At 64.2% G+C, this 6,735-nt stretch carries 7 protein-coding genes and 1 riboswitch; of the genes, 3 read left to right on the top strand and 4 right to left on the bottom strand.

The window, feature by feature from the left end:
- Positions 1 to 155: 155 nt before the first annotated feature.
- Entirely contained in the window at positions 156 to 494 is a 339-nt protein-coding gene (locus tag AC4D2O_RS03330; protein ID WP_490905156.1) for a hypothetical protein, read from the bottom strand.
- Positions 495 to 862: 368 nt separating this feature from the next.
- Complete coding sequence (locus AC4D2O_RS03325; RefSeq protein WP_490905155.1) at positions 863 to 1,939, bottom strand: glycoside hydrolase family 26 protein; 1,077 nt, start codon at positions 1,937 to 1,939, stop codon at positions 863 to 865.
- 216 nt (positions 1,940 to 2,155) lie between these two features.
- Positions 2,156 to 2,233, bottom strand: a riboswitch (cyclic di-GMP riboswitch).
- A gap of 517 nt (positions 2,234 to 2,750) precedes the next feature.
- On the opposite strand from AC4D2O_RS03325, the gene AC4D2O_RS03320 reads away from it, so the two are divergent.
- Positions 2,751 to 2,930, top strand: coding sequence for a DNA/RNA non-specific endonuclease (locus AC4D2O_RS03320; RefSeq protein WP_490905154.1), 180 nt, complete (start codon positions 2,751 to 2,753; stop codon positions 2,928 to 2,930).
- 7 nt (positions 2,931 to 2,937) lie between these two features.
- On the opposite strand, the gene AC4D2O_RS03315 is transcribed toward AC4D2O_RS03320, so the two are convergent.
- Complete coding sequence (locus AC4D2O_RS03315; protein WP_490905153.1) at positions 2,938 to 3,324, bottom strand: Hpt domain-containing protein; 387 nt, start codon at positions 3,322 to 3,324, stop codon at positions 2,938 to 2,940.
- Positions 3,325 to 3,829: 505 nt separating this feature from the next.
- Here AC4D2O_RS03315 and AC4D2O_RS03310 point away from each other — a divergent pair.
- Positions 3,830 to 4,861 carry a glycoside hydrolase family 26 protein gene (locus AC4D2O_RS03310; RefSeq protein WP_490905152.1) on the top strand — a complete coding sequence of 344 codons (1,032 nt, stop codon included), beginning with the start codon at positions 3,830 to 3,832 and terminating at the stop codon, positions 4,859 to 4,861.
- Between the two features lie 264 nt (positions 4,862 to 5,125).
- On the opposite strand, the gene AC4D2O_RS03305 is transcribed toward AC4D2O_RS03310, so the two are convergent.
- Positions 5,126 to 6,133 (bottom strand): EamA family transporter, encoded by a 1,008-nt coding sequence (locus tag AC4D2O_RS03305; protein ID WP_490905151.1) that lies wholly within the window; start codon positions 6,131 to 6,133, stop codon positions 5,126 to 5,128.
- Positions 6,134 to 6,188: 55 nt separating this feature from the next.
- On the opposite strand from AC4D2O_RS03305, the gene AC4D2O_RS03300 reads away from it, so the two are divergent.
- Positions 6,189 to 6,734 carry a CGNR zinc finger domain-containing protein gene (locus AC4D2O_RS03300; protein WP_490905150.1) on the top strand — a complete coding sequence of 182 codons (546 nt, stop codon included), beginning with the start codon at positions 6,189 to 6,191 and terminating at the stop codon, positions 6,732 to 6,734.
- The last annotated feature ends 1 nt before the right edge of the window (position 6,735 follow it).

Raw genomic sequence — 6,735 nt, 5'->3', positions numbered from 1 at the left:
GAGGCCTCTCCGCCTTCGCCGGGCGTCGGCTCGAAGTGGATGAAAGCGTCGCCCACAACGAACACCTCCTCGGCGACCGCAACCACGCACTCGTACACCTCATGCGGGCGGAGCACCCAGCATTCCAGTAGCCGAATGCTGCACCACCGGTCACCTCAGAACTCTCCGTAGGGCCAATCGAAGTGCGCGCGCGTCTCTTCGAGCGGGAGATGCAGGGTGCGGGCGATGTCATTCCAACTTGCGCCCTCATTGCGCGCCAGCCGGACGGCGGCTGCCAGCTCCCTCTCGGCTCGCTGCGCCTGTTCCTGGCGGTCCTTCAACAAGGTCTTCCAGTTCCCGATGAGCCGGCCACGCCCCGCCAGGTCGTCATCGCTCGACTGCTCAAAACAATCCCCCAGAAGCCGGTATGAGGTAAAGGCTCTTAGGGCTTCGTCCGGGCTGAGGTTGTCGAAGTCGTTGGTGTCGTTCGGACCTGTGTAGGGCGGTTTCCTCATTGGGGTGACTCCTCAAGAAGCGTTGTGTCGGAACATTCCCCATCCCGGTACAGCGGGAGTGAGACCCGGACGGCCATCTGCCCCTCCCTCGTCACCTGGTCAGAGGGGACCAACTTCGTACCGGAGGACTAATGATCCTGCACGGCAAGATAACCCTCACTGAACAAGCCTGAAACCTCCTACCCACCCGCACCCAAAGGACCGACGTCCCACAGGACGATCCTCATCGTGTATCGCGGGCTGGCTGCGCCTTTCCGGATCATTGCTTCTCCCTGAGACCCGGGGAAGGACCTTCTGATGGAGACCCAACTAGTAAGCCCGCTTCCTAGTTCGGGCTTCCGGTGGAATCTGTTCCGATCTGGCGAGTCCTAGCGCCGGCTCGTAAGAGCCGCCCGGAAGGCATTGGCTGAGGAGTCACTGCTATTGATGCGCCAGTCGGCTTCCTTGTTGATGTGGAACCAGACCACTGCTGTGACGTCGGGCTGCGCCGAAAGGTAGCTGAACAGGTTGGTGTTCCACGCCGCTTTCGACCCGCCGATCTCGGAGGACGAGGTTTCAGCGATCATGATCGGCTTTCCTGATGCCAGCTGCCTCACTTGTGCCAACCCCTCACCGAACAGGACATCGGGTTCCTGCCACATACTCCACGTCTGCGAGGTCCCCCAGTTGTACCCGTCAAGGGCTGCTACATCGACATAGTCGGCGCCGGGATAAAGCTGGCTGAGGGGGGTTGAACCCCAGTAGGGGACGTTCGCATTCCACACCCATTGGATGTTCGTGGCCCCGGTGGCTGTGACGACGTCGTGAACGTGCCGGTACGCGGCGATGTAGTCACCAGGCTCGTTGCCGTTGACACCCTCAGCCCATGGGTACCAGTCCCCGTTCATCTCATGCCCGAAGCGGAGGTAGACCGGCTGTCCCCACTGGCCAAGCGCAGTACCCCACTGCCGCAGGTAAGCATCGAAGTCGCCGGCTGCAATACGGTCGAGGGAGTAGGCAGGCTGTTCCACCCCGCCGCCCCAGGACCAGGGCTCCCATGTGAGCAATGTCTGTGCCCCTCGCGCCCGTACCGCGTCAAGTTCGGCTAGAGGAGGTGCCTGGTTGAAGTCCTTGTAGGACAGCACGACGGACGGTGCTTCACCGGCGATGGCTGTCACCTCATCGAGTTCCGCCCCGGCGGCCGGACCGCCACTGGTTCCGATCCCGAAGCGGATTCCCTTCGTCGTCGACGCTCCTGTCTCTTGTGCGGGCGCAGGCTCGAGCACGGTGAAGACCGCTGCGGCAGAAGCTGAACCGGCTGTCGCCATGATCGTCACAGTGGGAGATCCGGCAGGAATAACGACAGAGGCCTGGAAGGAACCCTTCCCGTTGGTACTGACCGCAGCACTACTGGCTCCTGCGGTCACCGAGCCTTTGATGTTCTTCGGGAAACCCGCACCCGTCACCGTTACTACCGTTCCTGCTGGTCCCGAATCGCTACTGAGGCTGATTGTCGCTGCGGCCTGTGCCGTAGGAGCGGTACCCAAAGAGAACAGCAGAACCGCACACACAAGTAAGACAACACGCATGACAAAACCACCAGGAGGAGCCGGTGGGATCACACGTGGAACTGAGGACAAGGAAAAGGGCAAGGTTGAGACCATGACTGAGACCTTCACTGGTTTGGTAACCCGGCTGACCTCCAAGGAGGCCCCGTGGTTTTGCGTCCCCGGGTCACCCCGGGTTTGCCTTTACCTCCGGGCGATTGCCGAAAGGTGCCCGGCCCTCCACAAGGGCCAAACCCCACCATCCTTGCCTGCCATCATCAATAAAACCGGGTAGAAGAGGCAAAGAACAGGGCAGCATTCCCGCAGTACTCCCCCAGGCAAGAAAATCTTTCGTCATGCTAGTCGCACTGCTCAACAGCTGTGCAAGCTACTGAAATACGCCATCCACCACGAGCTATCCGGCCCGTTGCGAGGTGGGTGCTGATGCCCCTGGCGGCCGTAGTCGTTCTCCTCCTCCCTGACTGGGCCGGGACCGGCACTCCCCGCCCTCTGTGGGTCTTTGCCCTACCCATCGTTCTCGGCCTGACCGGAGCTGTATTCGCGCTGAAGGGCAGATGTCCGTGGGCGGATGGTCATCGGGTGCTTCCAGGCGAGCGTGCTGCTCGAAGCTTTCCGCATCGGCAGAGACCGGCAGCCGGAACTCGCGGCGGGCCTACTGCTGTCACCGACACTGTCGCTGCTGGTGCCGGTACCACTGCCACTGTGACTGGTGGGGAGCTCTCAGACCGCGAGGGTTTCGACTGTCTGGGGTGACACGCGCGCCGAGGCAGTCACCGCGAACGAGGACACCTTCGACTACACCAACGTGGCCCCGCAGGCGGCGAAGTTCAACCACGGCCTCGAATTCTGGCTCGTTCTGGAGTCCTATCTGCATCCCTGCGGCAGGTAGCTACTGGTCAGACGCGCGGTCGTACTTCTGACTTCGGCACGGAGGAATCCGCGGGAGTGCGGAAGGTGGCACTTGCTGTTCGGAACAGGTCAGCTTGCCCTTGAAGCGTCCGGACGAGTGGGCCGACAGCTATTGCTTCGGGGTCGTTGCTTCCGAGTGCGCGCGTGGTGGACGCGTCCAGCTGACGCGCTCCAACCATGGCGGCGCTGGCCCGCAGACTATGAAGGGCTCTCACGATGTCCGCACGATTCTGTGCCCTGACCGCATGCTCGATGACGCGGATGCGGTCGTCGAGCATGGCAGTGAAGGTGTCGAGGAAGTCAATGGCAATGATCTGCGAGTCCAGCCCATCGATCAGTTCGTCGAACACCACTGGGTCAAAATCCGGAATCATGGGTTCCTACCAGCCGATTGATCCCAGGACCACTATCAGCTGCGGAGGTCGGCGCGGATGACTGTCCACGGTCGGTGGGTTCGAGGCACGCGTGGTGCGGGTGATCCCGGCCGCAATCAGAGGATCGGCAGGACCAGAAATGTTGTGTGTCATGGCTGCCCCGGCTCCACCGTCTGCCGCCGCTTTGGCAACTGTTCATTTCTATCTTCGAGGCCAAAGGGCGGCCAGCACACGAGTACCGGCTACTTGTTCTGACCCACCCGTAGTGGGTGCGCTCCGTAGTAAGCGGTCGACTCGGCAAGGTAGGCGCAGGACTGGGTGAAGTTCGCTCTGTTCCCGCTCTAGGGTGAGTCCCTACCCGTAGATTGGGAGCGTGGTCTCACGTCTTGTTCGCCTGGTGCTGGCGATGCTGCTCCTGTCCCTGTGTGCCTGCAACATCAACACCCAAGCTGTGCCGTGTGATTCGATCGAAGGGAGGAATCTCGCCCCGGACGCGGGAACGTTGATGGGCGTGAATCTGGAGTGGGGCAGGGAAACCCTCGCCGAGTACTCGGACAAGCTCGGTGAACGCCCCGCTGTTGCAGTGACATTCGCGGACTTCCCGCTCAACGAGGAAGACCCGGGCCTGTTGGCGTCCGCGGCCGAGCAGCTGCGCCAGAACGGGGGCACGCTGCTACTGACCCTGGAGCCGATCGAAGGGCTCGACGCGGTCACGTCGGCGCGTGCGGACGAGCTCGCAGCCCTCCTGGCAGGGTTCAACACGAACGGCGTGCCGGTGATCGTTCGTTTCGCGCACGAGATGAACGGGTCCTGGTACCCGTGGGGTCAGCAACCGGCCGAGTACATCGCTGCGTACCGACGCGTCGCGGACGCCGTCCACGGGCGGGCCCCGGGATCGGCGATGATGTGGGCGCCGAACTACGCCGGCGGGTACCCGTTCGCCGGCGGTGAGTTCGAATCCCTCCCCGGAGCACCCGGATTCTCGGAGCTGGACACCACCGGTGACGGCACCCTGACCTCCTTCGACGACCCGTACGCCCCCTACTACCCGGGCGATGACGCCGTGGACTGGGTGGGCATGTCCCTCTACCACTGGGGCAACACCTACCCCTGGTCCGAGAGTGAGATGCCCGAGGAAGGCAAGTTCATCGACCAGCTCACCGGCACCTACAACGGCAAGAACGGCAACGACTCGATGCTGCCGGACTTCTACACCCAGTACGGAGTAGACCACGGCAAGCCCGTCGCGATCCCGGAGACAGCGTCCCTGGTACAGGCTGACATCGGTCGGCTCCGGGGCCTGAACATCAAGCGGGCCTGGTGGGAGCAGGTCTTCGACCCCACAGTGCACGAACGGTTCCCGCAACTCAAAATGGTCAACTGGTTCGAGTGGAACAAGATGGAACCCGAAGTCGGCGCACCCGTGGACTGGACAGTCTTGGAGAACGACACCATCCGCTCCGAGTTCACCGCCGCACTACCGGACTGGTACCACTACGCGCCCGAACCACAAACCTGCGGAGAACCCCTCACCTGACCCACGCACCGCCGACGGCAAAGATATCTCTCAGAAGGAACCACGCGTAGCTCCACCCTCCTTGTACCGGCTCCAACAAAACAGCTAGATCGGTCCCGAGCGCAAGCAGCACCGCTAGACCCGAGGCCATTCCGGCCATCACTCCTGCGAGGGTTTCCTTCGGGGTCTTCACGGGATGAGGCACAGGGTCAGTAGAGCACAGTGCACCTCTTGTCCCTGAGGCCTGCGGCGGTGCTGTCGCGGACGCATCGTCCTGCCGCGTCATCACCCCCGCGGAAGCGGCTCCACCGGACTGGGCCGGTCGAGCACCGCCGCGGCGACGTCGTCGGGCGCCGACCGCAGTTCGTCCAGCCGCACGCACACCACGCCGGCGACGATCAGGAGCCCGCCCAGCAGTTGCACCACGCCGGGCAGCTCGCCGAGGATCAGCCAGGCCGCGAGGACGGCGAACATCACCTCGGTCAGCGCCACGAAGCTCGCGACCTTGGACCCGAGGCGCTGCGCCGCCACGATGCCCGTCACATAGCCCGCGACGGTGGCGACGAGGACGAGGACGGCTACCGGCAGCACCCAGCTGTACGTCTGCCCGGCGAGCTGGACGTCCGTGAACACGAAGCGGAACGGCATGATGTTCGTGACGCCGAGCACCAGGATGGTGAGCGCGCCCACCACCATCCCGCCGCCGGCCATGACGAGCGGCGGCAGCGAGTCGTCGACGCGCGCGGACATCAGGAAGTACACCGCGAGGCAGACGGCGGCAGCGAGGCCGAACAGCACGCCCACGGGGTCGAGCCGTGCGTCGCCCGCGAGGTCGAGGACGAGCAGGAGCCCGAGAACGGCGGTCACGGAACCGATCATCGTGAGTGCATTCGGTGCCTTCCGCGAGCGCAGCCAGAGGAATCCGACGATCAGCACCGGCGCCAGGTACTCGAGCAGCAGCGAGACGCCGACGGACATGCGCTGCACGGCATTGAAGTAGAAGAGCTGGCACAGGGCGATCGCCGTCACGCCGTAGATGATGACGGTGAGCGCGTTGCCGCGCAGGGTGGACCAGCGGCCGCGCAGCGCGATCAGCACGGGCACCAGGAGAACGACGGCGGCGCCTCCGATGCGGAGGCCGACGGCGGCTCCGGGGCTCCAGCCGATCTCCAGGAGTGACTTCGCGAAGGGGCCGGAGACGCCGAACGCCGCCGCGGAGATCAGGGCTATCCAGAGGCCGGGGGCGGGGCGCAGGGTCATGTCCGCTCGTTTCGTGTCGGTGACTGGTGTCATGAGTGTGAAGTAGTTATGGTAGTGACACTAGGCGCGGACGATGTCAGGAGTCAACATGCTTTTCACGCATGACACGGAGGTGGCGCTCTCGTCCGCGGCCGCGCTCATCAACACCGCCAAGGAGGACGCCGATCCCCTGGACACCCTCGAGGGACTCGACCGGTTCCTCGAGGAGCAGCGGTTCTCCGGCTCCCGGACCCACCTGGACGCCGAGCTGGAGTCCGTCCGTGCCCTGCGGTCCGAGCTGGAGGTGATCTGGTTCGCGGAGGAGGACGACGCCGTCGCACTCGTCAACGCGATCCTTCGGCGGGCCAATGCCCTCCCCCAGCTGGTCAGGCACGACGAGTGGGACTGGCACCTCCATGCGACGGCGCCCGAAGCGCCGCTCGAGGAACGCATGGCCACCGAGGCCGCGATGGCCCTCGCCGACGTCATCCGCGGGCACGAACTGGACCGCCTGCGCTCCTGCGCGGCCGAGGACTGCGACGGCGTGGTGCTGGATCTCTCCCGCAACCGTTCCCGCCGCTTCTGCGACACCGGGAACTGTGCGAACCGTACGCACGTGAAGGCCTACCGGGCGAGGAAGGCGCAAGGCGCCTGAA

It is taken from the genome of Arthrobacter sp. TJ-238 (assembly GCF_058269215.1).
Note: the sequence above shows the minus strand (reverse complement) of the source record. Positions and strands in the feature narration are given on the sequence as shown.

Bases quoted from the DNA above. Each gene is read 5' to 3' on its own strand.
- AC4D2O_RS03305 (WP_490905151.1), bottom strand. From the start codon at position 6,133: ATGACACCAGTCACCGACACGAAACGAGCGGACATGACCCTGCGCCCC.
- AC4D2O_RS03300 (WP_490905150.1), top strand. From the start codon at position 6,189: ATGCTTTTCACGCATGACACGGAGGTGGCGCTCTCGTCCGCGGCCGCG.
- AC4D2O_RS03330 (WP_490905156.1), bottom strand. From the start codon at position 494: ATGAGGAAACCGCCCTACACAGGTCCGAACGACACCAACGACTTCGAC.
- AC4D2O_RS03315 (WP_490905153.1), bottom strand. From the start codon at position 3,324: ATGATTCCGGATTTTGACCCAGTGGTGTTCGACGAACTGATCGATGGG.
- AC4D2O_RS03310 (WP_490905152.1), top strand. From the start codon at position 3,830: ATGGGCGTGAATCTGGAGTGGGGCAGGGAAACCCTCGCCGAGTACTCG.